This is a genomic window from Enterobacter sp. BIDMC 26 (genome assembly GCF_000534435.1).
In the GTDB taxonomy this organism is placed as follows: domain Bacteria; phylum Pseudomonadota; class Gammaproteobacteria; order Enterobacterales; family Enterobacteriaceae; genus Enterobacter; species Enterobacter ludwigii.
The window spans coordinates 3,269,797-3,292,624 of record NZ_KI973182.1 but is presented as its reverse complement, the minus strand read 5'-3'; the positions used below and the strand labels follow the sequence as shown (position 1 = coordinate 3,292,624).

General features: G+C 54.9%; 28 protein-coding genes. 25 read left to right on the top strand and 3 right to left on the bottom strand.

Translation table 11 applies throughout. The features are described from left to right. Positions 1–28 precede the first annotated feature (28 nt). Together L462_RS07910 and L462_RS07915 are read left to right on the top strand one after the other, a co-directional pair. Positions 29–1,549, top strand: a complete 1,521-nt coding sequence (locus L462_RS07910; RefSeq protein WP_025202964.1) for a methyl-accepting chemotaxis protein — start codon at positions 29–31, stop codon at positions 1,547–1,549. 335 nt (positions 1,550–1,884) lie between these two features. Further along, on the top strand, positions 1,885–3,444 hold the full coding sequence (locus tag L462_RS07915) for a methyl-accepting chemotaxis protein (RefSeq protein WP_032679007.1): 1,560 nt from the start codon (positions 1,885–1,887) through the stop codon (positions 3,442–3,444). On the opposite strand, the gene L462_RS07920 is transcribed toward L462_RS07915, so the two are convergent. Continuing rightward, a complete protein-coding gene (locus L462_RS07920) occupies positions 3,441–3,935 on the bottom strand; it encodes a PadR family transcriptional regulator (protein ID WP_032679005.1) in 495 nt (164 codons plus the stop codon). The two genes, L462_RS07915 and L462_RS07920, sit on opposite strands and share 4 nt — an antisense overlap. Before the next feature lie 147 nt (positions 3,936–4,082). Here L462_RS07920 and L462_RS07925 point away from each other — a divergent pair, with 147 nt between their 5' ends. Continuing rightward, the gene (locus L462_RS07925) at positions 4,083–4,847 is read left to right on the top strand and encodes a siderophore-interacting protein (protein ID WP_032679004.1); all 765 of its coding nucleotides are present in this window, start codon (positions 4,083–4,085) and stop codon (positions 4,845–4,847) included. On the opposite strand, the gene L462_RS07930 is transcribed toward L462_RS07925, so the two are convergent. Both L462_RS07930 and L462_RS07935 read right to left on the bottom strand, forming a co-directional pair. Continuing rightward, entirely contained in the window at positions 4,848–6,017 is a 1,170-nt protein-coding gene (locus L462_RS07930) for a coiled-coil domain-containing protein (protein WP_032679003.1), read from the bottom strand. Between the two features lie 271 nt (positions 6,018–6,288). Next, positions 6,289–6,864, bottom strand: coding sequence for a phage repressor protein CI (locus L462_RS07935; protein ID WP_025202968.1), 576 nt, complete (start codon positions 6,862–6,864; stop codon positions 6,289–6,291). Between the two features lie 287 nt (positions 6,865–7,151). Here L462_RS07935 and L462_RS07940 point away from each other — a divergent pair, with 287 nt between their 5' ends. The 22 genes from L462_RS07940 (at position 7,152) to L462_RS08030 (ending at position 22,826) form a co-directional block, all read left to right on the top strand. After that, a complete protein-coding gene (locus L462_RS07940; protein ID WP_032679002.1) occupies positions 7,152–7,490 on the top strand; it encodes a DUF5347 domain-containing protein in 339 nt (112 codons plus the stop codon). 67 nt (positions 7,491–7,557) lie between these two features. Continuing rightward, positions 7,558–7,785 (top strand): DUF2732 family protein, encoded by a 228-nt coding sequence (locus L462_RS07945; RefSeq protein ID WP_020883596.1) that lies wholly within the window; start codon positions 7,558–7,560, stop codon positions 7,783–7,785. Further along, entirely contained in the window at positions 7,785–8,006 is a 222-nt protein-coding gene (locus L462_RS07950) for a TraR/DksA family transcriptional regulator (protein WP_032679001.1), read from the top strand. The genes L462_RS07945 and L462_RS07950 overlap by 1 nt, the downstream gene beginning before the upstream one ends. A gap of 7 nt (positions 8,007–8,013) precedes the next feature. Then, on the top strand, positions 8,014–10,209 hold the full coding sequence (locus L462_RS07955; RefSeq protein ID WP_032679000.1) for a replication endonuclease: 2,196 nt from the start codon (positions 8,014–8,016) through the stop codon (positions 10,207–10,209). Positions 10,210–10,318: 109 nt separating this feature from the next. Then, positions 10,319–10,759, top strand: coding sequence for a DinI-like family protein (locus L462_RS07960; protein WP_020883599.1), 441 nt, complete (start codon positions 10,319–10,321; stop codon positions 10,757–10,759). Positions 10,760–10,882: 123 nt separating this feature from the next. Then, on the top strand, positions 10,883–11,086 hold the full coding sequence (locus L462_RS07965) for a tail protein X (RefSeq protein WP_020883600.1): 204 nt from the start codon (positions 10,883–10,885) through the stop codon (positions 11,084–11,086). Further along, positions 11,077–11,298, top strand: coding sequence for a phage holin family protein (locus L462_RS07970; protein WP_014171693.1), 222 nt, complete (start codon positions 11,077–11,079; stop codon positions 11,296–11,298). Before L462_RS07965 ends, L462_RS07970 begins: the two co-directional genes overlap by 10 nt. After that, entirely contained in the window at positions 11,282–11,791 is a 510-nt protein-coding gene (locus L462_RS07975; protein ID WP_032678999.1) for a lysozyme, read from the top strand. Before L462_RS07970 ends, L462_RS07975 begins: the two co-directional genes overlap by 17 nt. Then, entirely contained in the window at positions 11,788–12,201 is a 414-nt protein-coding gene (gene lysB, locus L462_RS25595; RefSeq protein WP_032670153.1) for an Rz-like lysis system protein LysB, read from the top strand. Before L462_RS07975 ends, lysB begins: the two co-directional genes overlap by 4 nt. Further along, a complete protein-coding gene (gene lysC, locus L462_RS25340; RefSeq protein ID WP_072126476.1) occupies positions 12,101–12,346 on the top strand; it encodes an Rz1-like lysis system protein LysC in 246 nt (81 codons plus the stop codon). The genes lysB and lysC overlap by 101 nt, the downstream gene beginning before the upstream one ends. Then, positions 12,309–12,776 (top strand): phage tail protein, encoded by a 468-nt coding sequence (locus tag L462_RS07985; protein WP_032678998.1) that lies wholly within the window; start codon positions 12,309–12,311, stop codon positions 12,774–12,776. The genes lysC and L462_RS07985 overlap by 38 nt, the downstream gene beginning before the upstream one ends. Positions 12,777–12,885: 109 nt before the next feature. Further along, positions 12,886–13,527 (top strand): phage baseplate assembly protein V, encoded by a 642-nt coding sequence (locus tag L462_RS07990; RefSeq protein WP_032678996.1) that lies wholly within the window; start codon positions 12,886–12,888, stop codon positions 13,525–13,527. Next, positions 13,524–13,874, top strand: coding sequence for a GPW/gp25 family protein (locus tag L462_RS07995; protein ID WP_014171687.1), 351 nt, complete (start codon positions 13,524–13,526; stop codon positions 13,872–13,874). Before L462_RS07990 ends, L462_RS07995 begins: the two co-directional genes overlap by 4 nt. A 5-nt stretch (positions 13,875–13,879) precedes the next feature. After that, a complete protein-coding gene (locus L462_RS08000; RefSeq protein WP_014171686.1) occupies positions 13,880–14,788 on the top strand; it encodes a baseplate assembly protein in 909 nt (302 codons plus the stop codon). Continuing rightward, positions 14,781–15,311, top strand: a complete 531-nt coding sequence (locus tag L462_RS08005; RefSeq protein ID WP_032678995.1) for a phage tail protein I — start codon at positions 14,781–14,783, stop codon at positions 15,309–15,311. The genes L462_RS08000 and L462_RS08005 overlap by 8 nt, the downstream gene beginning before the upstream one ends. Before the next feature lie 11 nt (positions 15,312–15,322). Then, complete coding sequence (locus tag L462_RS24915) at positions 15,323–17,404, top strand: tail fiber protein (RefSeq protein WP_050595753.1); 2,082 nt, start codon at positions 15,323–15,325, stop codon at positions 17,402–17,404. Between the two features lies 1 nt (position 17,405). Beyond that, positions 17,406–17,837, top strand: coding sequence for a tail fiber assembly protein (locus L462_RS08010; protein ID WP_025202977.1), 432 nt, complete (start codon positions 17,406–17,408; stop codon positions 17,835–17,837). A gap of 314 nt (positions 17,838–18,151) precedes the next feature. After that, positions 18,152–19,339 carry a phage tail sheath protein gene (locus L462_RS08015; RefSeq protein ID WP_032678994.1) on the top strand — a complete coding sequence of 396 codons (1,188 nt, stop codon included), beginning with the start codon at positions 18,152–18,154 and terminating at the stop codon, positions 19,337–19,339. An 11-nt stretch (positions 19,340–19,350) separates the two neighbouring features. Beyond that, positions 19,351–19,869, top strand: coding sequence for a phage major tail tube protein (locus tag L462_RS08020; RefSeq protein ID WP_014171681.1), 519 nt, complete (start codon positions 19,351–19,353; stop codon positions 19,867–19,869). Positions 19,870–19,925: 56 nt separating this feature from the next. Next, a complete protein-coding gene (locus tag L462_RS08025; RefSeq protein ID WP_014171680.1) occupies positions 19,926–20,234 on the top strand; it encodes a phage tail assembly protein in 309 nt (102 codons plus the stop codon). Between the two features lie 32 nt (positions 20,235–20,266). Then, complete coding sequence (locus L462_RS0123670) at positions 20,267–20,386, top strand: GpE family phage tail protein (protein WP_014171679.1); 120 nt, start codon at positions 20,267–20,269, stop codon at positions 20,384–20,386. Beyond that, entirely contained in the window at positions 20,379–22,826 is a 2,448-nt protein-coding gene (locus tag L462_RS08030; RefSeq protein WP_032678992.1) for a phage tail tape measure protein, read from the top strand. The genes L462_RS0123670 and L462_RS08030 overlap by 8 nt, the downstream gene beginning before the upstream one ends. Positions 22,827–22,828 lie beyond the last annotated feature (2 nt).

Sequence of the window (22,828 nt, the reverse complement as noted above, 5' to 3'; positions counted from 1 at the left end):
TTCAAATAACCTGCAAGGGATGCTCACGATGTCCGCTCCAACCTTTGTCACCCAGAATGAATATCCTCTGGACGATGACACCACCTTAATGTCGACCACCGATATCCACAGTTACCTGACCCACGCCAACGACACCTTTGTGCAGGTGAGTGGCTATCAGCTTGATGAGCTGATGGGCCAGCCGCACAATCTGGTGCGCCACCCCGATATGCCAAAAGCGGCGTTTGCCGATATGTGGTACACCCTGCAAAAGGGCGAGCCGTGGAGCGGCATTGTCAAAAACCGACGTAAAAATGGCGACCACTACTGGGTGCGCGCCAATGCGGTGCCGATGGTGCGTCACGGGCAGGTGACGGGCTATATGTCGATTCGCACCAAAGCCACGGCAGAAGAGATTGCTGGCGTGGAGCCGCTCTATCGGGCTCTGAATGACGGGCGCTGCAAGAAACGTATTCATAAAGGACTAGTGGTAAGGAAAGGCTGGCTGGGGAAACTTCCGGCAATGCCGCTGCGCTGGCGCGTGCGCAGCGTGATGGCGGGGCTGTTTGCGGTGCTGGCTGCCACGCTGGTGGCCACCTCAGCGGGTGCGTACCCGCTGGCTGCCGCCGCGGTAGTCATGTTGCTGGGCACGCTGCTGTTCGAGCAGCAGATTGTTCGTCCGATCGAAAACGTGGCGCGTCAGGCGCTGAAAGTCGCCACCGGCGAGCGCAATAGCGTGCAGCACCTGAACCGCAGTGACGAGCTGGGGTTGACCCTGCGTGCGGTCGGGCAGCTGGGGCTGATGTGCCGCTGGTTGATTAACGATGTGTCAAGCCAGGTGGTGAGCGTGCGTGATGGCAGCGACAGGCTGGCAAAGGGGAATGAAGATCTGAATGATCGGACGCGTCAGACCGTGGCCAATGTGCAGCAGACCGTGGCGACAATGAACCAGATGGCCGCCTCCGTGCAGAGTAATTCAGAAACCGCCGCCGAAGTGGACAAGCTGTCAGTGGCCGCCAGCAGCGCGGCGACCAAAGGCGGAAACGCGATGCAGACGGTGGTGAAAACCATGGATGACATCGCGGATAGCACGCAGCGGATTGGCTCGATTACCTCCCTTATTAACGACATCGCGTTTCAGACCAATATTCTGGCGCTGAATGCGGCGGTGGAGGCAGCAAGAGCCGGTGAGCAGGGGAAAGGCTTTGCGGTTGTCGCCGGCGAAGTGCGCCATCTCGCCAGCCGTAGCGCCAGTGCAGCCAACGATATTCGCAAGCTGATTGATGCCAGCGCCAGCAAGGTGCAGTCCGGCTCTGATCAGGTTCATGCCGCCGGTCGTACAATGGATGATATCGTCGAGCAGGTGAAAAACGTGACGCAGCTTATCGCGCAGATCAGCCATTCGACTTCTGAACAGGCTACCGGCTTGTCAGAGCTCACCCGTGCGGTGGCCGAGCTGGACAGCATCACGCAGAAAAATGCCGATCTGGTTGAGGAAAGTGCCCACATATCCGCAATGGTGAAGCATCGCGCCGGGCGTCTTAAGGATGCGGTAACCGTGCTCCATTGAGCCAGTAAGGTTCCAGAAAGCCGTTTATTTCATCAGGAATAAGCGGCTTTATTTTTTCTGAATGTAATTATTAATGTCTTTTATTGTTAACTTTATATTAAGTAACTAAAGAAAGCACATCAGATATTTACCCCAGCCTAAGTCCGTTTTCCCCGATGCTATTTTGAAAATGCCTCATCAGAGGGTGACGTAACGATCGATTTACGGATATTAATAGCCTGCACCTATCCATTGTCGTGGTTGTGAAATAAAAAAACGATCAAAGTCATAAAGTTAGCGGTCTCGTTACCGATAACGGTGATCGTCTGAGAAATAATCACATCGATGGAGAAAATATGTTCTTACATGACGTAAAGATCGGCACGAAATTATTTCTGGCGTTTGGATTCTTTATTGTCCTGATGGTGGTCAGTGCGAGTTTATCCTTGCTAAGCCTGAACCGGGCGAACAACGGAATGCAATCCATCATTACCCGTGATTATCCGACCACGGTAAAAGCGAACCAGTTAATCGACAACTTCCAGGAATTTATTGGCACTCAGCAGCTGATGTTACTGGATGAACAGGGAACGTATACAGCGCAGTCACAGCAGCGTCTTAAAGCGATCAGCGAACAGATTACGGTGATCCTCGGCGAGCTGAATACTGCGCTGCAGGATCCTGAATCACAGCGGGTTCTTGCTGAGATACGCGGCGTGCGTCAGCAGTATCTGGACTCGCGTTATCGCATTTTGCAGGCGGTGCAGAATAACGATCGGGCGGGCGCTATTCAGGAGATGATGACCAACACCCTGAAGCTACAGCAGGCCTATAAAGCCAACGTGCAGGCGTTGATCGCGATTCAGAACCAGGAAATGCAAAGCGCAGGAGTGCAGGTCGAGGGCGATTTCAAATCGAATCGCCTGCTGCTGATCCTGATCACGCTCTTTAGCGTCGCGACCGGCAGCCTGATTGGCTGGTTTATCGTGCGCTCAATCACGCGTCCGCTGGGCCAGGCGGTGGATTTTGCAAAAGCCATTGCTGAAGGCGATCTGACCGGCAGCATCACGCCGCACGGTAAAGACGAAACCGGCCTGCTGCTGCATGCGCTGATGGAGATGAAAACGCGTCTGCTGGACATTGTGCAGCAGGTCCAGACCGGTTCGGAGAATATCTCGAGTGCCGCCGCGCAGATTGTCGCGGGGAACCAGGATCTTGCCGCGCGCACCGAAGAGCAGGCCAGCTCTGTTGAACAGACCGCTGCCTCGATGGAGCAGATCACGGCGACGGTAAAAAACACCGCCTCACACACCGGAGAAGCAACTCACCTCTCGGCGGACGCTGCCATGGTGGTCAAAAACAACGGCGAGATGATGAAGCAGGTCACCAGCAAAATGCGCCTGATTAACGAGACTTCTAACCGGATGTCCGACATCATCGACCTGATCGATGCCATCGCTTTCCAGACCAACATTCTGGCGCTGAACGCGGCGGTGGAAGCGGCACGTGCGGGCGAGCACGGTCGTGGTTTTGCGGTGGTGGCGGGCGAAGTGCGTCAGCTTGCGCAGAAGAGTGCGTCATCTGCCAGTGAAATTCGTCAGCTGATCGAAAGTTCTACCAGCCAGACGCAGGACGGGATGAACCTGGTCGAGAAAGCGAGCGAGTTGATTAACGGTATGGTCGGCAACGTGGAAGAGATGGACGTCATTCTGCGTGAGATCCGCCAGGCCAGCCATGAGCAGACGGAAGGGATCTCGCAGATTAACAGCGCGATTGGTCTGATTGATGCCACCACGCAGCAGAACTCCGCCCTGGTGGAGGAGTCTGTCGCGGCAGCAGCGTCCCTGAACGAACAGGCGATGCACCTGAAAGACCTTGTCCGCGTCTTCCGCGTGAGCGATCGCGTACTGGCTTAATCCAGCTGGGAGATCTCCAGCGCTGCGCGGTCGATCACGCCGATGATCTGCTTAAGCTGCGCATCGCTGAGTTCGCCCTGGTTCACCTTTAGGTCTAGCACCGCTTTGAAGTTATCCAGAGCCCGCTTCATTTGCGGGTTTTTTCTCAGCTGGAAGCCGACGGAGCGCGCTTTGATACGCGCCTGAATTTGCGCCAGCTGCTCCTGATTTTCATCCAGCCACTGCTGGCCGGCCACGGTAATCGCAATTCTCTTGCGGCCATTCTCTTCTTCGGTGATGGTGATATAGGTCTGATCCTGAAGGTAATCGAGGGTCGGGTAGATAACGCCAGGGCTTGGGGTGTAATTCCCCTGCGTCATGTTCTCGATCGCCTTGATCAACTCGTAGCCATGGCTCGCGTTGTGGGTCAGGATATCCAGTATCACCAGACGCAGATCGCCGTGACCAAAAAAGCGTGGTCGGCGTCCGCCGCCGTCGTGTTCGTTTCGCATACTCATCCCCTTCAAATTGATATATCTAAACTATATCTTAGATATATTCAGATGCAATCTAAAAGATCTTGCATTCTTGCTGATTAGCAATCATTATCATTTAAAATTGATTTAGATATATCGTATTCACCTGAGAAGGGTCTCACCATGACATCCACCCGTTACCCACAACGTGTTCGTAATGATCTCCGTTTTCGCAAGCTGGACGTGCTTCGCGTTGAGCGTGTCAGCACAGGTTTCCAGCGCATTGTTTTAGGCGGCGAGGCGCTGGAGGGCTTTAGCTCTCGCGGCTTCGACGACCACACAAAAGTGTTTTTCCCGGCCCCGGGGGCGACCTTTGTACCACCGGTTGTTACCGATGAAGGTATCGACTGGGGCGACGGTGTGCGTCCGCAGGCGCGAGACTATACACCCCTGTACGATGCCGAACGGCATGAGCTGGTGCTCGATTTCTTCATACACGATGGCGGCGTTGCAAGTCACTGGGCGACAGAGGCAAAAGTGGGTGACACGCTCACGATTGGTGGCCCGCGCGGTTCGCTGGTTGTGCCGGAAGATTATGCCTGGCAACTGTACGTGTGCGATGAATCCGGCATGCCCGCGCTGCGCCGTCGCCTGGAAAGCATCGCAACACTGCCGGTTCGCCCGGACATTCATGCGGTGGTGACGGTCGGTGATGCGTCGTATCAGGACTATCTGGCCCATCTGAGCGCGTTCAACATCACCTGGGTTGTCGGCCACAGCGAACAGGCGGTGGCCGAGCGTCTGGCGGCGTTGACGGTGCCTGCGGAAGATTATTTTATCTGGCTGACCGGGGAAGGGAAGGTAGTGAAAAACCTGAGCCGTCAGTTTGAAACCGACGCAATCGACCAGCAGCTGGTGCGTGCCAGTGCATACTGGCACGCTAAATAATCAGGCTGCGGACTCCAGCTGCGCTTCGCTCACCTGATGTTCGAGCGAGGCGCGAACGTCGTGCAGCGCCTTCTCCTGCTGGGCAAAGTAGGCTTCCATATTGCTCAGCGACGAGACCAGCAGCCAGGACTCCTCTTTCTCCAGCTCCGCCAGCTCGTTCACTAACGTGTCAATCTGCTCGCGAACCTGCGCCATTTTTTTGCGGATACGTTCCAGATCGTTCAGCCTGTCGCTGGCCATCAGCGGCTCAAAGCCCTGCTGCAGACGTGCCACCAGCGAACGAATGGCTTTAACGTCACCACGCTGTTTGGCCTGGTTGAGTTGCACCATCATCGCGTTGGCTTCTTCTTTCAGATCGTCAGCGACCAGGTCCGGATGGCAGAGCTTGCTCGCCTGACGCCAGAGACGCTTCAGTTCGTTCTGATCTTCCTCGGAGAGGTTCTTGCCTTTACGCAGACGCATTTCGGCATCGTGATGCTGCTCGCGGTATTTCTCGTACTCTTCATTGGCTTCGTCGCGCGCCTGACGTGCAGGCTCTTCTTCGCGCGTTAAGCCACTCTCCAGCTCCAGCGCTTCGGCCAGCAGGTTAGCAATCAGATTGCTTTGCTGCTGCAGTTGCTTACGCGCCTCGGCGGCCTGTACGGAATCCGCAGGCAGATCGCGCCAGCGCTGGGTCAGCATCGCCAGCACCTCCACCGCCTGCGCCATATAGCGCTGGCAGCGACGGTAGTCTTCCTCACGTCGACGCGCCTCCGCCTGCTGACGTCGCAGGTTCAGCTCCGCCAGCGTTTTACGCAGGGCGAGGATCTGCTGCATCAGCGGTCCGAGGCGTGAGAAATAGAGATCGTTGAATTCATCGAGCTGTTGCACGCGGGCATTGCGACGGTCAATCAAATCCCTGAGGCGCTCTTCCAGCGCTTTTAGCTCCATCTTGCTGGCCGCCACCTGCGGGTCACGCCATTGCGTCATGGCGCGCTGGCCCTGTAGCCAGTCAGCGATCGCCGCCATGGCAACGGTATAGTTTTTCTGCTCAAGCGCCGCGACGATTGCCTGTAGCTCATCGTCAAACGCTTCATTTTTCAGCCGTGTCAGCTGGCTCTGGATGATGTCGTCGTCTTCCAGTTCAATCGCATTTTTTATGATTTCTAGCCGTTTGATCGGTGTGCTCATGATGCCTTTCGCTTTGGCGCTTAAGTATTTGAGTTAAGGTTAATTGTTGTAAACGCTACAGGAAATAATACACACGGATGATGATCGGCGCGATGGGGGATTTCTTTAGTTTTTAGGGTTTGTGAAGAAGAGTGGCACGAACAGGAAGCCGAAAGGCTGGCGGGGGAGCGTTGGCCCCGGTTCTTGTTCTGCCATTCCTGAAGGAATACCTAAGGCTGAATGCCCTGCATAGCGAAATCGAATGATGCCATACGAACCATATGTACCGTCATCAGTTCACCTCGCTGTAGATGCCCACCACACGGCCCAGTGTTTTTATCTCATCGATACCGCATTCAAAGGGAACTTTGCCGCCCGCGACGTGGAGTTTTTTCCCCGGCAGCAGGGTTAAATCACGAAGACTGATAGTGCCTTCAATCTCAACCAGCCATAGCCCGTCGGTTAATGACGCCCCTTTTTCAACAAAGTGGAGCTTTGCCTCAGACCGGACTGCGATACCGCGAGTGAGCGGTTTGCTAAAGAGATGTGAATCGATACTCAAAGTGGAATTTTCTTCCAGCTGGCCATCACTGAGAGTGAATGTGACCACAGCAACGGGATCGCCAGGCGCAGGGTTACCTTCAAACTGGGCACCCTGTCCGGTCATCAACCAGCGCAGGCTGGCCCCTGTGTCCAGTGCACATTGTACCGCGAAGTCGTAGGAGATGGTGCCGCGCGCGTAGCGGTTCTGAAGGGAACTGGCGGCAATATTGAAGTGCCGGGCCAGCTGGATTTTTTGGGTAAAACCATATACCTGACAGATTCTATCGAGTAACTCTTCATTATTCACTTGAGAATCTAAAATCAAAATATATTCCTTTGGGTATTTACTAATACCCAATTGGGTATTAGTATCAATGCGAATTCGGGCAATCAGCGGCAGACGTTGGCAAACAGAGGCTAATGATTGCAGACATTATCAAAATGGGAATCATGCAACATGGCTTCTGAAATCGCAATCATCAAAGTGCCAGCCCTGTCGTTAGGCTGGCGCAGTTCGCTGCGCTGGAAAGCGGCGTAACGCGTAGGCCAATCCCGTTTTCAGCCCGTTACGGGTGAGTAATTCACACAGTGTGAATCAACGCGAGGGTCGTTATGGCAATAGAAGCGACACGTGCAACGGTCCCACTCAAGGTGGGGGCACGTCTTTCCGGGCTTAATCACGTGGCCGAACTGCGTGCCAGGCACTGGGGCGATAACGAGAAAGCGCTGGCGCGGTTTTTGGCCGAGATGCGTGATAAGCGCGATCCCTGTTTTGAAGAGAATAACAGGGCGCTGGCCGCCATCTTTTTCCTGGCTAAATTACCCGCCGCCCGTCACGAATGCGGTATCAATGAGCTGACGACTGAAGAGAAAAGAGCACTTATCGGAGCCATGAATCATTTCCGTGCAGTCGTGAGTTTATTTCCTGAACGGCTGACCATGCCGCTTTAATCCACCCCAAAACGTAATGGCGTAAACCCGCCGGGCATTTTATTGCCTGAATTAAGGAGAATGAGTGATGCGAAATAGCGAAAACCGCACTTTTCTGAACGGGCGCGAGGAACTCCAGCGCCTGCTGGTGCAGGCGAAGATGGAGGAGCGCAGGGCGCGCGCACTCGCCGTCTCCCTGCGTCTTGAGGCATTAGCCAGTCACATCTATAAGACCGGAATGTGTGGCGAAGACGCAGCGGAACTGCTGTGTCACGAGGCTGCCCGTTACGAACGCGAATCCCAGGAGCTGCACTGATGGCCGATTTTATCGATCAGGCGCAGGAGCGTGAGCTTGAAGATCGCGAACGTCATATTAATAGCGCCCGCCAGCGATGCGCATCGCCCTCGCGTTTTACCTGCGAGGAGTGCGACATCCCCATCCCCGAGGCGCGGCGAAAGGCGTTACCTGGAGTGGCCTTATGCGTCACCTGCCAGGAGATAACGGAGCTGAAAAACAAACATTTCCGGGGAGGATAAGTTGGTGATGTCATTTGCTTATCCGTGGAATGAACCCCGATCGGCTATTGCCAGCCCCTACCTGACTCACCCCCAATTACAGCGTCGCGACCGTCTGTTCGCGGCGCTGCGGCAAGCCAGAAAAGCGCTCGCTCTGCAGCCTGACTGCGTGCGTTTTGACGTCTGGCGCACGGTTGATGCTCTTGAACTCCATCAGGGCAGCCTGCGAGCCAATGCCTTTTTGATTCGGTTCTGCAACAGGGTATTACCACGTCTGCAGCAGGTCTCTGCACGGTATGCCTGTTCAGGTGTTGACCGTAACGTCTCCACCGCCGTTTTTGGTGGGCACTTCGACACGCCGCTTTCGCAATATCTTGCATCGCGGATGGTTACGCTGATTGCCCGCTTCAACCGTCTCCCGGATATGTCCCGCGCCGATATTGATTTGCTGGCCGCTGACATCGCTGGCTTTATTCGTTCCGAGCTGGCGAATATCAATGACGCTGGCCTCGGCGAATTTCAAACCCTTCATGTCTGGTATCAGCGCGCTGGATTAATCACCCGCCAGTTCAATGTACTGCCTCCTCACTGGGAGCGCGTGTCGAAGATACTCTTTAACAAAGAGGACATTGCGCCAGCGGTGATCCGCATGTTTTCCGAAGACTGGTGGCGTGGACGACTGCGTCGCATGGCGGCCGCCTGGCGTGAGCATGTGCAGATTGCACTTGGAAACGTCAGCAAAAAGAAGTCTGCCTATGCGAGTAAACGCTGCATCACTGACTGGCGTGAACAGAAGCGGCGCACGCGTGAATTTCTTAAAGGTCTGGAACTGGAGGATGAAGAGGGCAACCGTATAAGCCTGATTGCCAGGCACGATGGCTCGGTGGCCAATCCCGCGATACGTCGCTGCGAACTGATGACCCGCATCCGCGGGTTTGAAAATATCTGCCATGAGCTTGGCTACGTGGGCGAGTTCTATACCTTAACCGCGCCGTCGAAATATCACGCCACCCTGAACACCGGCTATCGTAACGGCAAATGGAACGGGGCGAGCCCTGCGGATACACAAAGCTACCTGACAAAACTGTGGGCGCGGATCCGGGCAAAACTGCACCGGCTGGCGATTCGTCTGTTTGGCATCCGCGTTGCTGAACCCCACCATGACGGTACGCCTCACTGGCACATGCTGATGTTCATGCTGCCCGAAAACGTTGAGCGCGTTCGCCGCATTATGGAGGAATACACACAGGAGGAAGACGCTTTTGAACTGCAAAGCGATAACGCCAGAAAAGCTCGCTTTCACGCTGAAGCTATAGATCCGCAAAAGGGCAGCGCCACCGGTTATATCGCTAAATACATCTCCAAGAATATCGACGGCTATGCCCTTGATGGCGAGACTGATAACGAAAGCGGCGAGTTGCTTAAAGTGACCGCATCTGCTGTTTCGGCCTGGGCGGCGCGCTGGCATATCCGTCAGTTTCAGTTTATCGGTGGTGCACCGGTGACCGTCTACCGTGAGCTGCGCCGTTTGACTGATACGCAGGCCGCGCACGGTCTGAGCGTAGAATTTGCGGCAGCGCGTGACGCCGCGGACGCCGGAGACTGGGCAGGATACGTCAATGCACAGGGAGGACCGTTTGTCCGTCGGGACGCGTTGCAGGTGCGCACGCTGTATGAGCCCCGTGCCGAATACAATCAGTACGGCGAAGAACGTGTCTGTATTCGCGGCGTCTACGACGCCGCACTCGGCCCGGGCTCGCCGATTTTGACCCGCCTCACGCAGTGGAAAATTGTGCCGAAGCGTGCCGTTGATTTGGCCGTTGACCTTAACGGCACCGCTGCGCGTTCTTGGAGTTCTGTCAATAACTGTACGGTGAGCGACGTCTCTCAACCCCTCAGCCGGCGTGCGAGACGCGCGTTAGCCGCACGCATAACCCTCCCCAGACCGGTTGCAAAGACTCCCTTTGTCTATGAAAAGGATCCGCAGAACGGAGTGGCAGAGAGAGTGATTGATGAGATACGGCTCGCCACCGGAATATCGATCAGCCGGGGGGAAGCCCTGCATCTTATGGCGGGGGGCATTAGCCGTTTTAACGACAAATGGTGCCGGGGATCTGCAGACGGATCGCTATTTCCTGCGGCACCGTCTTATCAGCAAAAGGCCCGGAAAATCCTTGAACGTATAAGGTATTTAACGCATCTGATAAGCAAAGGGATTCGCTAATCTTCATCGATATCATGTACATACCTCGCATGGTTCTGATTTTTTGCTTCACTCTTTTTATGAATACATGCTACTGTATGTTTATACAGTATCTCGTGGTGGAGGTTGTGTGGACAGAGAGTTGAACGAGCAAGTCATGATTGAACGCGTCGAGATGATTGCGCGGCTGACGACAGAAGGAACGTGTCAGGAAAGAGATCGTGAAATTGCCCTGAATTTGATCGCTGAGATTGCGAGAGGAAATTTAATCAGGAACAACGCGTTTACCGTGGTTTTCTCGGCATCACCCGTTCCGGACAGAATCAAAAAAGAGGCCAGCGTGCGGGTGAACATTACCCTGGATAAGGATCAGCTTATTGGTCCGTCCGTCGTGGAGGCGTTTCAGGACGAATTAACCCGCAGGATAAGATCCGTGTTTCCGTCAACGCTGGTTACCGTCAAAAAAGGATCCATGACCGGCGTGGAGTTGCAGGGGATTGAAAGAGAGGCCGATCGCGAAGCGCTGGACAATATCCTCCGGGAAGTCTGGGAAGACGAGAGCTGGCGCTAGGTCCTCTGCCATCTCGCGGGCAGTCTGTTGTGTCCGCGATTGTCCATCCTGCAGCGATAGCAAAAAGGGCGCCAGCGCTGGAAACTCAACGGTACCTGGAAATCCGGATGTTGGGAGCGTCTGATGAAAATCTATGCAATGCAGGGGGACACGCTTGATGCCATCTGTGCCCGTTATTATGGGCGCACGGCAGGGGTGGTTGAAACCGTTCTGAACGCCAATTCTGGCCTCGCGGAGTTGGGGGTCATCTTACCTCATGGCACGCCGATAGACATGCCAGAGGTTGATAGCGCACCGACTAAAGAATCAGTGAACCTATGGGACTGAGTCTTGAGAAAATCACCACGTTTATCGCCTACTGGCTGGCCGTAGCGCTGGCCTGGTTCGGGGCGATGTCTCCTGAAAAAGTCGCGCTATACGTGGGAAGCCTCTGCGCCATTTTTACCGCGCTGACGAATTACTGGTTTAAGCGGAAAACCTATCGCTATCTGACCTCTCTTGGACTCGATAAGAAGAGTATTCGTGAACTCAATCATTAAGCGTTGCAGCGCCGCGGGCGTACTGGCCCTGGCGGTGCTGATGCCTGACTTCCGGTTACTGAACACCTCACCGGAGGGGTTGGCGCTCATTGCTGATCTCGAAGGGTGTCGCCTGTCGCCTTATCGTTGCAGTGCGGGCGTATGGACATCAGGCATTGGCCATACGTCAGGCGTCGTGCCGGGACGGGAAATTACAGAGCGTGAGGCGGCAGCGAACCTTGTTGTCGACGTGATGAACGTTGAAAGACGGCTGGCGGTATGCGCACCGGTGGAGATGCCGCCCCGTGTCTATGATGCGCTGGTGAGTTTTGCCTTTAACGTTGGAACAGGGGCTGCCTGCCGTTCCACGCTGGTGTCATTCATTAAGCGTAAACAGTGGCCGCAGGCGTGCAATCAGCTTACCCGCTGGGTGTACGTCAATGGGGTCAAAAATGCCGGACTGGAAAACCGTCGAGCTCGTGAGAAGGCCTGGTGCCTGAAGGGGATGCCATGAAACCTCTCCTGCTGGTACTGGCCGTTCTGCTGGCCATCACGCTGTGGTTTCGTCATGACAACGTGAACCTGTCCCGCTCTCTTGCTAAAGCCAACCAGATCGCCCGCGATCAAAAAAACACAATCAACACGCTGCTTCAGCAGTTATCCGAAGCACAGCGGATTGCCAGGTCGAACGAAGATGCGCAGGTCAGGCTCCGCGAGGATCTTGCTGCCGTCGGCGAGGAGATGGCACGACGCGAAGCGGCTATCGGGAAATGGGTAAATGAAAATGAAGAGTTACGCCGCTGGTATAACGCTCAGCTGCCTGATGCTGTGCGCAGGTTGCACACCCGCGCCGCCTGCGCCTCCGCAGCACATTGTTTACAACGCCTGCCCGAAGGTGAGCGCCTGTCCGATGCCGGGAAGTGAGCCCATCACCAACGGCGATCTCAGTGCTGATATTCGTCGGCTTGAGCATGCCCTTATCGCCTGCGCGCTGCAGGTCGAAACCATAAAAGACTGTCAGGATAAACTCGATGCACAAACTCAACAGCCTGCGTCAGGCATTAATTGACGCCGTTCCTCAACTGAACGCTCACCCTGATCATTTGCAGATGTCGGTGGGGAGCGGAAATATTGACGCCCGCCTCGCGTCCTCGCTCTCCTTTGAAAAAAAGTATGAACTGAAAGCGAATATCAGTAGCTTCGCCGGCGACAGCGAGGGGGTCTTCGTCCCGGTACTGGCCTGGCTGCGTGATAACCAGCCAGATATTTTTACCCTCGATGACGGGCGAAAAAACGGGTTTCTCTTTGGCGTCACCATCAACGACGATGGTACGGCGAATATCAGCTTTAGCCTGCAGCTCACCGAGCGCATTCTTGTTTCGCAGGAGCAGGGAACGTTGCATGCCACCTATTCCCCGGAGCCGCCGTTACCAGAGCCCGTCACACGTCCGCTGGAGCTGTACATCAACGGTGAACTGGTCAGCCAGTGGAAAGCGTAAGTTCACCACGCTGATGGCTGTCCAGCCATCAGCGTGAACGATTGTTGTTTCATCCCGCATAAAACCCCGTCTCGTTGCTGCCGATCCCCCTGAAGGGCATTCTCTTCTCATGAATACACTCACTTCCATGCACGGTATCGCTCGCGCGATCCGTAACCTGATTCGTATCGGTGTTGTCACCGATGTTGACCTCAACAGAGGGCTCTGCCGCGTCCAGTCCGGAGGGATGAAAACCACCTGGCTGAACTGGCTGACCTGTCGCGCCGGCCGTTCGCGCGTGTGGTGGGCACCGTCCGAGGGAGAACAAGTGCTGCTGCTGGCCATCGGCGGTGAGCTTGATACCGCCTTCGTGCTGCCAGGTATCTTTTCCGATGACCACCCGGCGCCGTCAGGTTCCCCTGACGCACTCCACGTCTCGTTCCCTGATGGGGCGGTTATCGAGTACGAGCCCGGGAGCGGAGCACTCATGGCCGCAGGCATTAAAACGGCTGACATTACAGCCTCTGAATCACTCACCGCCACCGTACCGGTGGTCCTGGTGAAGTCTGAGACGCGCATCACCCTGGATACACCTGAGGTGGTGTGTACCAACAAGCTAATTACCGCCTCTCTTGAAGTGCAGAAGGGCGGGGTAATGGCCGGCAATATTGAGCATTCCGGCGGTAAATTCACCTCCAATGGGGTGCAGGTGGACAACCATGCTCACGGCAGTGTGCAAAGCGGCGGAAGCTGGACTAAGGGGACGCAATGACGGTGCGCTACAGGGGAATGAACAGTCAGACCGGGCTCAGCATTTCAGAGGCTGAACATATCAGACAAAGCGTGCGGGACATTCTGGTCACGCCGATTGGCTCGCGGGTGATGCGCCGCGAGTACGGTTCACTGCTGGCGGCAATGATCGACAGGCCGCAGAGTCCGGCGCTGCGCCTGCAAATCATGGCCGCATGTTACTCCGCTATCCAGAAATGGGAGCCGCGGATCAGCCTGACGGCCATCACTTTCGAACGTTCGGAGAATGACGGGACGCTGTATGTCGATCTCACCGGCACCCGCCAGACCTCCGGACATTCCTTTTCAATCACTATTTCATTGAGTTAAACGCTATGGCTATTGTTGATCTGAGCCAGCTCGCCGCGCCGGATGTCGTGGAGGAGGTGGATTACGAAACGCTGCTGGCAGAACGAAAGGCCACTTTTGTCTCGCTCTATCCTGAAGAAGAGCAGGAGGCAATTGCACGAACGCTGACGCTTGAGTCGGAACCGATTGTGAAACTGCTGCAGGAAAATGCGTATCGGGAAGTTATCTGGCGCCAGCGTGTTAACGAAGCCGCACGTGCGGTCATGCTGGCCTACGCCACCGGTAGCGATCTCGACCAGCTTGGTGCTAACGCTAACCTTGCGCGTCTGGTGATAACGCCTGCCGACGACACGACGTTTCCGCCCACGCCGGCTGTGATGGAGTCTGACACCGACTTTCGTTTGCGCATCCAGCAAGCCCCGGAAGGGCTGAGCGTGGCGGGATCGACGGGGGCTTATCAGTTCCATGGTCGCAGCGCGGATGGCCGGGTGGCGGATATCTCTGTCATCAGTCCTCAGCCTGCGAACGTTACCGTCTCCGTGCTGTCTCGGGAGAATAACGGCGTGGCGTCTGAAGAGCTGCTGGCCATTGTGCGCAACGCGCTGAACGATGAGGACGTCAGGCCCGTTGCCGATCGTGTGACCGTTCAGTCCGCCAGCATTGTCGACTACCGCATTGCGGCTTCTCTTTTCCTCTTCCCAGGTCCCGAAAGCGAGCCAGTGCTCAACGCGGCAAGGGGCCGGCTGCAGGCCTATATAACGGCACAGCACCGGCTCGGGCGGGATATTCGTAAGTCCGCCATTTACGCTGCACTGCATGTTGAGGGTGTACAACGCGTCGAACTGACCGCGCCTGCGGCCGATATTGTGCTTGATGAAACCCAGGCCTCATGGTGCAGCCAGTACAGCGTAACCGTTGGGGGAAACGATGAGTAATACCCGATTGTTACCGGTGGGGTCGTCGCCGCTTGAGGTCGCGGCGGCGCGCGCCTGTGCCGACATTGAGAATACCCCCGTCCCGCTTCGTCACCTCTGGAATGCCGACACCTGCCCGGCAAATCTGTTGCCCTGGCTGGCGTGGGCGTTTTCGGTTGACCGCTGGGATGAAAACTGGCCGGAGGCCACCAAGCGCGATGTTATCCGCAATGCATGGTTTATCCATGCACACAAAGGAACGATCGGCGCAGTACGCCGCGTGGTGGAGCCACTTGGCTATCTGATCAACGTGACGGAGTGGTGGCAAACCAACGACCCGGCAGGCACGTTTCGCCTGGACATTGGCGTGCTGGAAACCGGCATCACCGAAGAAATGTATTACGAAATGGAGCGGCTTATTGCTGATGCAAAGCCTGCCAGCCGACATCTTATCGGCCTCAATATCATTCAGGACGTTCCGGGCTATCTCTATACCGGTGCCCTGAGCTATGACGGCGACATCATCACGGTTTACCCCGGATAAGTGAGAGCACAATGACAGTGAAGTATAAAACGGTTATCACCAAAGCCGGCGCCGAAAAACTGGCTGCCGCAACCGTCCCGAACGGGAAGAAAGTGAATTTTACGGCGATGGCGGTGGGTGATGGCGGCGGGCAACTCCCGACGCCAAATGCCAGCCAGACGAAACTCATCAATGAGGTCTGGCGTCATGCGCTGAACAAAATCAGCCAGGACAAAAAGAATAAAAATTATGTCGTGGCGGAGCTGCTGATCCCTCCAGAGATCGGCGGGTTCTGGATGCGTGAAATGGGGCTCTATGATGATACCGGGACGCTGATTGCTGTCGGCAATATGGCTGAAAGTTACAAACCTGCACTCGCTGAAGGATCTGGACGTGCGCAGACTGTGCGTATGGTCATCATGGTGAGTGATATCGCTTCGGTTGAGTTGACGATTGATACCTCAACGGTGATGGCGACGCAGGATTACGTCGACGACAAACTTGCCGAGCACGAGCAGTCCCGACGCCATCCTGATGCCTCTCTGACGGCAAAAGGTTTTACTCAGCTCAGTAGTGCGATCGACAGTGTTTCTGAAGTCGTTGCCGCGACGCCAAAAGCGGTGAAGGTCGCGTATGACCTGGCTAAGGGGAAATATACAGCTCAGGATGCCAGCACGGCACAAAAGGGTATCGTCCAGCTCAGTAGTGCGATCGACAGCGTATCTGAGGTGCTGGCCGCAACACCTAAAGCGGTAAAGGCCACCTATGACCTGGCCAAAGGGAAATATACGGCTCAGGATGCCAGCACGGCACAAAAAGGTATCGTCCAGCTCAGCAGCGCCATTGACAATGTATCTGAGACACTGGCCGCGACGCCGAAAGCGGTGAAGACAGCTTATGATCTTGCTAAAGGAAAATACACCGCTCTGGATGCTACTACGACACAAAAGGGTATCGTTCAGCTTAGTAGCGCCATTGACAGTGTATCCGAAACACTAGCTGCCTCGCCGAAAGCGGTAAAGGCCGTAAATGATAATGCTAATGGCCGTGTGCCGTCAGGTCGCAGAGTAAATGGTCGGGCGCTGACGGAGGATATTAATATTACTGCGCAAGATATTTTCAACGGCCAGGCTGTAGCGATTGGCAATGCTATTGACCTCAATGCATATACCACACCAGGGCTTTATTACCAGCCTGCGAATGCTCAGGCGCAAACCGGTAAAAACTATCCTGAGGCTGCTGCTGGTTCGCTTGAGGTCTATAAGCATGCGGGACAGACGCAGATATACAGAGTTTATAATAGTTCTCGCACATATATTCGTACGCTCTACGGCGGAGTATGGTCAGCCTGGACCAAGCAATATGACACCGCAAATAAACCCACGGCGGCTGATGTTGGCGCACTCTCACTGACGGGAGGGACTATTACCGGTAGTACTCTTATAAAAGGGGCCGTAAGAGTCGGTAATGAAAGGACACTGGACGTTAGCTCTTCAAATAGCTCGAGTTTAGCTGGGGGAATTTTGCTTTGGGGAAATGTTGACCGGCCAACTGTTTTAGAGTTTAAGGATAGTACTGGTTACCATTTTTACTCCCAACGTAATAAAGATGGTTCTATTGCAATGCAGGTCAATGGGCAAATAATCCCGTCTAACTGGACGAATTTTGACGCCCGCTATTACACGAAAGCGCAGTCAGATGCCGGTTATATGCCTAAAACCAGTGCGTATACTAAAACCGAAAGTGATGGACGTTTTCAGGCGAAAGGCAGCTACACACCTGCTGGCCAGGCTTATACCAAAGCTGAATCGGATGCTCGTTATGGAACGGGAAGAACCACGACGGGTAACAATAGCGCTTATTACACCCACGGCAATGGCACTGTTTTTATGCAGGCAGTTAGAAGTATTGCAGTCGGCAATAACACAGCTGTGACTGTCACCCTGCCAACGTCATTCCCTAATGGTATTTTAGGTACTGGTGTCAGTTATTTTGGAAGCGGTGGTAATAATTCCGATTCATTTTATCTTTGCACACCTGTTGGGAAAAATCAGGTCAAAATAGAAACGCATAACTGTAACGGTACATTTTCATTAATTGTGGCAGGCTATTGAGATGAAAAAATATTTTAGTAACTCAGATAGCAGCTTTTATCTTGAAGACACTATTCAGGTTTACGAAGCTCAAGGTATTGCTGTTCCTCCAGATTTGAAGGAGATCTCAGAACAGGAATACGAATCTTTCATGGTATCACCTGACAGAATGACCCCTCATTACAATGTTAATAAAAGTTGCATGGAATGGGTTGAAATTGCCCCTCCATCACATGAAGAGTATATTTATAATGCCCAGTCAATGAAGTCGAGGTTATTGTCTCTGGCGACACAAGCTATCTCACCTCTTCAGGATGCCGTTGATTTATCTATGGCGACTGAAGCGGAAATTCTCTCTTTACAGCAGTGGAAGAAATACCGGGTATTGCTTAATCGTGTTGATACCAACAACGCACCGGATATTATCTGGCCTGACGCTCCGTCTAACAATTAACACAAAGCCTGCGTATATCGCGGGCTTCATTTTTTCTTTCTTCTAAATACTAACCCATCATTACACTCTATCCTTCCCCGACAGTAACCGGCATTGTCATATCTACATTTTTCGCGAGATAAGATAAAAAACCTTCATGATTGCTTTGAGTAATAATTTCGCCTTTTTTTAAACGCTACCGTCAATATTTTTTCTCTGGCAAACCTACGTCCTGCCATTATGCGTTGTGCTGTAACTTCACCAACGGCATTTCATTTCTAATATTTCGAACTCACCACAAAATGATGACTCCACTACACCACGGAGTTAAACGGATGGGCGACTATCATCACGGCGTGGAAGTCATCGAAATCAACGATGGCACCCGCACCATTTCCACCGTCTCGACGGCAATCATCGGCATGGTCTGTACGGCCAGCGATGCGGACGACAAGACATTTCCTTTAAACGAGCCTGTGCTCATTACCAACGTGCAAACCGCGATTGCGAAAGCCGGGAAAATGGGGACGTTGTCCGCTTCCCTGCAGGCGATTGCCGATCAGTGTAAACCGGTTGTTGTTGTCGTGCGTGTCGCTGAAGGCACCGCTGATACCGCTGAGGAAGCGCAGAAAGAGACTATCTCTAACATCATCGGTACAACCGATGAAAACGGTAAATATACCGGTCTGAAAGCGCTCCTTACCGCGAAAACGGTCACTGGCGTTAAGCCACGTATTCTCGGTGTTCCGGGGCTGGATTCTCAGGAAGTGGCGACCGCGCTGGCCGCCATGTGCCAGAGCCTGCGCGCGTTTGGCTATGTCAGTGCATGGGGTTGTAAAACCATTTCAGCCGCTATCGATTACCGCAAAAACTTCAGTCAGCGCGAGTTGATGGTGATTCACCCTGATTTTCTGGCGTGGGATACCACCACCAACACGACGACCCACGCCTGGGCTACTGCACGTGCTCTCGGCCTGCGCGCCAAAATCGACCAGTCGATTGGCTGGCACAAAACCCTGTCCAACATCGGCGTTAACGGTGTCACAGGTGTAAGCGCCTCCGTGTCCTGGGATCTTCAGGAACAAGCGACCGATGCGAACCTGCTTAACCAGGCCGGCGTCACCACGCTTATTCGTAACGACGGCTTCAAATTCTGGGGCAACCGTACCTGTTCAGACGATCCGCTCTTCGTCTTTGAAAACTACACCCGTACCGCGCAGGTGTTGGCCGATACCATGGCCGAAGCACACGCATGGGCAATGGATAAACCCATTACGCCAACGCTCATCCGCGACATCGTTTCCGGTATCAATGCCAAATTCCGTGAGCTGAAAACCAACGGCTATATCGTTGATGGCACTTGCTGGTATGACCCGGAATCAAATGATGCATCGACCCTGAAAGCGGGGAAATTGTACATCGATTACGACTACACCCCTGTCCCGCCGCTGGAGAACCTGACCCTGCGCCAGCGCATCACCGATACCTATCTGGCAGACCTGTCCGATTCGGTTAACAGCTAAGGAGCTGAAGCATGGCGTTACCACGCAAACTTAAATATCTGAACATGTTCAACGATGGCCTGAGTTATATGGGCGTTGTTGAGTCTGTCACCTTACCGAAGCTCACCCGCAAACTGGAGAAGTATCGCGGCGGCGGTATGCCGGGCTCGGTCTCTGTCGACCTCGGTTTGGACGATGATGCCCTGGCGCTTGAGTGGACCATTGGCGGTCTGCCGGACGTCGCGCTGTGGGCACAGTATGCCTCTCCGGGCGCGGACAGCGTGCCCCTGCGTTTTACCGGCTCCTTCCAGCGTGACGACACGGGCGAAATCTCCGCCGTCGAAATCGTCATGCGAGGCCGTCATAAAGAGTTTGATGGTGGTGAAAACAAGCAGGGCGAGAGCGGCACCACCAAGATGTCCACCGAGTGCGCTTACTACCAGCTGACCATCGATGGCAAAGAGATCATCGAAATTGACATCATCAACATGGTGCTGAAAGTCGACGGCGTCGATCGTCTGGCGGAACACCGTAAGGCGATTGGCCTGTAAACCTTTAACCGGCCGGGACTGCCGGCCGGTAAGTTAACTTTCTGAAGAGTAACGAAATGGAAAATATCAACGAGACCGTCATTAACGAAAGCGAAAACCCGAACACCATTACGCTCGACACCCCCGTTCTGCGCGGCGAGCAAAAAATCGAAAAGGTGACCGTCGCAAAACCCAACGCGGGGACCCTGCGTGGGGTATCGCTGGCGTCGCTGGCACAATCTGACGTCGATGCGCTGATTAAAGTGCTGCCGCGAATGACCTCGCCGGCCCTGACCGAGCATGAGATTGCGCGTCTGGATGCTTCCGATCTGCTCTCTTTTGCGGGCAAGGTGATCGGTTTTTTGTCACCGGCTTCGGCTCGCTAACATTTCCCGAAAACCTGTCGGTCGATGATCTGATGGCGGATATCGCGGTGATCTTTCACTGGCCGCCGTCAGAGCTGTACTCGCTGAGCATGACCGAACTCCTTATATGGCGCGAAAAGGCGCTGCAGCGAAGCGGAAACTACCATGAGTAATAATGTCAGACTTCAGGAGTTGCTTAAGGCAGTCGACCGGGCAAGCCGACCGCTTAACGCTATCCAGAACGCCAGTCTCTCTCTCGCGGCCAGTATCCGCGATTCTGAGGCGGCGTTGCGCGCGCTTGATGAACAGGCGGGCCGCATTAACGGCTTCAGAAAAGCCAACGAACAGCTCGCCGTGACGGGGCAATCTCTTGCCCGGGCGAAACAGCAGACCGCGGAGCTGGCGCTCCAGCTCAAAAACACCCAGAACCCAACCCGTGACCAGGCGGATGCGCTGGCGGCAGCTCGCCAATCAGCCGCCGCGCTTAAGCTTGAGTACAACAGTTTACGCCAGTCAGTGCAGCGCCAGCGCGGTGAGTTGGCGCAGGCAGGGATTAATACGCGCACGCTGTCGTCAGATGAGCGTCGTTTAAGACAGGGTATCAGCGAAAAAAACCTACAACTAAATCGACATAAAGAGGCGCTTGCCAGGGTCAATCAGCAACAGGAGCGGCTTAATACCGTCCAGAACCGCTACGAGTCTGGCAAACGTGTTGCCGCGGGTGTGCAGCAGTTTGCTAATGCGAGCGCAGGAATGGCAAAGGCGGGCTTTAATCAGACGTCCCGCTTTATTGCCCCAGGCATCCGTTTTGAAAAGCAGATGTCTGCCATACAGGCAAGCCTGGGTCTGCAGAAGGGGGATACCAGGCTGGAGGCCATTCGCCAGCAGGCACGGCATGTCAGCGTCAGTACAGGAACCTCTACAGATGTTGTTACCCGGGCGCAGGGCGAGCTGGCCCGGTCAGGCTATGACGCCGACGGGGTGGTGGCCGCCACAGTGCCGACGGTCAACCTCAGCCTCGCTGGGAATATTGATGCCGCCAAAGCGGTCGACATCATCCGCAGCACGCAGGCCTCGTTCAACCTGGCGAATACGGATGTTGAACGCGTTGCAGATGTCCTTACCCGCGGTTTCACTGCGTCAAATACCAGTCTCACCGAACTGAGTACCGCCGTTGCATCCGCCGCACCTGCCGCCGGAGAAGCCGGCGCCAGCCTTGAGGAGACCACCGCGCTGCTTGGTATTCTGATGGAAAAGGGAATGAAAGGGGCAGATGCCGGCGCAGAGGTTAGCGCCATGTTGAGCCGCCTGCAGACGCCGGATGGGCAGCGTTCTGCAGCGCTGAATGAACTGAAGGTGCAAACACGGGATGGTGAGGGTAATCCACTGCCGACCGAGAATATCCTCAAGGCGATCTCTGCCTCATTCGAAAACAGCAAAATCGGTGCGGCTCAACAAACTGAATACCTGAAGGCCATTTTCGGTGCGGATGCGATGCAAGGCGCAGGCGTACTGGTTTCAGCGGCTGGGAATGGAACACTGGATAACAAGCGCCAGACACTCCAGGGCGCGAGGGGGAGCACCGCGCTGACAGCCTCGGTTCAGGGCGATAACCTCGAGGGTGATATCAGCAAGTTCCAGGCTGCATTAAACGGCCTGAAGATTGATGTCTTTGATAAGGCCGATGGTGCCCTGCGCACGCTGATCTCAACCGCGACCGGATGGCTTAGTACGCTCTCTCTCTGGGTCAACGCTAACCCTGCACTGACGCAAGCCCTGGTCAGCGTGGTTATGGGCGCACAAGCCTTTGCCGGTGTCCTGGGCACGCTAGGTATGGTGGTCTCCCCCATTGTGTCAGGCCTGAATCTGGTGATAACCGCTGCCGGGATGCTGGGCACGGTATTCAGCGTAGTGGGGGGGAGCATCATGACGGTGCTGGGCACCCTGAGCTGGCCCGTTATTGCTCTCGGAGCGGCAATTGCCGCCGGCGCTTTACTGATTCTTAAATACTGGGAGCCCATTAGCGCCTTCTTTGGTGGGGTGATTGAGGGGCTTTCTGCGGCCTTCGCGCCGCTGGGCGAGCTGTTCTCTCCGCTGTTACAGGCCTTTGGTTTCATTTCAGAAAAACTGGGCGGGATCTGGCAGTGGTTCATCGATCTGATTGCGCCGATTAAGGCGACGCAGGAAACGCTCGACAGCTGCAAAAATGTCGGCGTGGCGTTCGGTCAGGCGCTGGGAGATGCGCTAATGGCGCCGCTAAATCTCTTTAACAGCCTGCGCGGCAAGGCCAGCTGGCTGCTGGAGAAACTCGGCGTCATAAAAAAAGAGTCGGGCAATATCGACTCGGCTGTACCGAAAGAAGGCACCTCCTCTGCTGACGCCGGCAGTGCCTGGGACCCGGCGTCACCTGTTTACAGCGGCTTCATGGGATACCAGCCGATGGCAGCAGCGGGAGGACGTTCTTACATCGATCAGAGTAAAAGTGAATACAACTTCACGCTGCAGGGGAGCGCAGCCTCCGGAACGGATCTGACTCGTCAAATCCGGGAGGCTATAGAGAGCAGTGAGCAGGAAAAAGCGAGACGGCAGCAATCCAGCTTTATGTATGGTTAAGG

Bases quoted from the DNA above. Each gene is read 5' to 3' on its own strand.
- L462_RS07910 (WP_025202964.1), top strand. From the start codon at position 29: ATGTCCGCTCCAACCTTTGTCACCCAGAATGAATATCCTCTGGACGAT.
- L462_RS07915 (WP_032679007.1), top strand. From the start codon at position 1,885: ATGTTCTTACATGACGTAAAGATCGGCACGAAATTATTTCTGGCGTTT.
- L462_RS07920 (WP_032679005.1), bottom strand. From the start codon at position 3,935: ATGCGAAACGAACACGACGGCGGCGGACGCCGACCACGCTTTTTTGGT.
- L462_RS07925 (WP_032679004.1), top strand. From the start codon at position 4,083: ATGACATCCACCCGTTACCCACAACGTGTTCGTAATGATCTCCGTTTT.
- L462_RS07930 (WP_032679003.1), bottom strand. From the start codon at position 6,017: ATGAGCACACCGATCAAACGGCTAGAAATCATAAAAAATGCGATTGAA.
- L462_RS07940 (WP_032679002.1), top strand. From the start codon at position 7,152: ATGGCAATAGAAGCGACACGTGCAACGGTCCCACTCAAGGTGGGGGCA.
- L462_RS07945 (WP_020883596.1), top strand. From the start codon at position 7,558: ATGCGAAATAGCGAAAACCGCACTTTTCTGAACGGGCGCGAGGAACTC.
- L462_RS07950 (WP_032679001.1), top strand. From the start codon at position 7,785: ATGGCCGATTTTATCGATCAGGCGCAGGAGCGTGAGCTTGAAGATCGC.
- L462_RS07955 (WP_032679000.1), top strand. From the start codon at position 8,014: ATGTCATTTGCTTATCCGTGGAATGAACCCCGATCGGCTATTGCCAGC.
- L462_RS07965 (WP_020883600.1), top strand. From the start codon at position 10,883: ATGAAAATCTATGCAATGCAGGGGGACACGCTTGATGCCATCTGTGCC.
- L462_RS07970 (WP_014171693.1), top strand. From the start codon at position 11,077: ATGGGACTGAGTCTTGAGAAAATCACCACGTTTATCGCCTACTGGCTG.
- lysB (WP_032670153.1), top strand. From the start codon at position 11,788: ATGAAACCTCTCCTGCTGGTACTGGCCGTTCTGCTGGCCATCACGCTG.
- lysC (WP_072126476.1), top strand. From the start codon at position 12,101: ATGCTGTGCGCAGGTTGCACACCCGCGCCGCCTGCGCCTCCGCAGCAC.
- L462_RS07985 (WP_032678998.1), top strand. From the start codon at position 12,309: ATGCACAAACTCAACAGCCTGCGTCAGGCATTAATTGACGCCGTTCCT.
- L462_RS07990 (WP_032678996.1), top strand. From the start codon at position 12,886: ATGAATACACTCACTTCCATGCACGGTATCGCTCGCGCGATCCGTAAC.
- L462_RS07995 (WP_014171687.1), top strand. From the start codon at position 13,524: ATGACGGTGCGCTACAGGGGAATGAACAGTCAGACCGGGCTCAGCATT.
- L462_RS08000 (WP_014171686.1), top strand. From the start codon at position 13,880: ATGGCTATTGTTGATCTGAGCCAGCTCGCCGCGCCGGATGTCGTGGAG.
- L462_RS08005 (WP_032678995.1), top strand. From the start codon at position 14,781: ATGAGTAATACCCGATTGTTACCGGTGGGGTCGTCGCCGCTTGAGGTC.
- L462_RS24915 (WP_050595753.1), top strand. From the start codon at position 15,323: ATGACAGTGAAGTATAAAACGGTTATCACCAAAGCCGGCGCCGAAAAA.
- L462_RS08010 (WP_025202977.1), top strand. From the start codon at position 17,406: ATGAAAAAATATTTTAGTAACTCAGATAGCAGCTTTTATCTTGAAGAC.
- L462_RS08015 (WP_032678994.1), top strand. From the start codon at position 18,152: ATGGGCGACTATCATCACGGCGTGGAAGTCATCGAAATCAACGATGGC.
- L462_RS08020 (WP_014171681.1), top strand. From the start codon at position 19,351: ATGGCGTTACCACGCAAACTTAAATATCTGAACATGTTCAACGATGGC.
- L462_RS08025 (WP_014171680.1), top strand. From the start codon at position 19,926: ATGGAAAATATCAACGAGACCGTCATTAACGAAAGCGAAAACCCGAAC.
- L462_RS0123670 (WP_014171679.1), top strand. From the start codon at position 20,267: ATGGCGGATATCGCGGTGATCTTTCACTGGCCGCCGTCAGAGCTGTAC.
- L462_RS08030 (WP_032678992.1), top strand. From the start codon at position 20,379: ATGAGTAATAATGTCAGACTTCAGGAGTTGCTTAAGGCAGTCGACCGG.